Genomic DNA, 878 nt, shown 5'->3' with positions numbered 1-878 from the left:
TCACGCCTCAGTGTTAAAGTGAACCGGATTTACCTGGAACACACACCTACACGCTTAAACCGGGACAACCGTCGCCCGGCCAACATAGCCTTCTCCGTCCCCCCTTCGCAGTAACACCAAGTACGGGAATATTAACCCGTTTCCCATCGACTACGCCTTTCGGCCTCGCCTTAGGGGTCGACTCACCCTGCCCCGATTAACGTTGGACAGGAACCCTTGGTCTTCCGGCGAGCGGGCTTTTCACCCGCTTTATCGTTACTTATGTCAGCATTCGCACTTCTGATACCTCCAGCAACCCTCACAGGCCACCTTCGCAGGCTTACAGAACGCTCCCCTACCCAACAACGCATCAGCGTCGCTGCCGCAGCTTCGGTGCATGGTTTAGCCCCGTTACATCTTCCGCGCAGGCCGACTCGACCAGTGAGCTATTACGCTTTCTTTAAATGATGGCTGCTTCTAAGCCAACATCCTGGCTGTCTGGGCCTTCCCACATCGTTTCCCACTTAACCATGACTTTGGGACCTTAGCTGGCGGTCTGGGTTGTTTCCCTCTTCACGACGGACGTTAGCACCCGCCGTGTGTCTCCCGTGATAACATTCTCCGGTATTCGCAGTTTGCATCGGGTTGGTAAGCCGGGATGGCCCCCTAGCCGAAACAGTGCTCTACCCCCGGAGATGAATTCACGAGGCGCTACCTAAATAGCTTTCGGGGAGAACCAGCTATCTCCCGGTTTGATTGGCCTTTCACCCCCAGCCACAGGTCATCCGCTAATTTTTCAACATTAGTCGGTTCGGTCCTCCAGTTAGTGTTACCCAACCTTCAACCTGCCCATGGCTAGATCACCGGGTTTCGGGTCTATACCCTGCAACTTAACGCCC

Annotated in this window: 1 rRNA gene; it reads right to left on the bottom strand. The window is 55.0% G+C overall.

Annotated features, from left to right (window positions below):
• Window positions 1-878: ribosomal RNA gene (locus ACLJZ5_RS22000) — 23S ribosomal RNA — on the bottom strand; the annotation flags it as partial.

Origin of the sequence: Salmonella sp. 5800, assembly GCF_046558195.1 — a bacterium.
GTDB classification, from domain to species: domain Bacteria; phylum Pseudomonadota; class Gammaproteobacteria; order Enterobacterales; family Enterobacteriaceae; genus Salmonella; species Salmonella enterica.
This window is presented reverse-complemented; position numbering and strand designations above follow the sequence as displayed.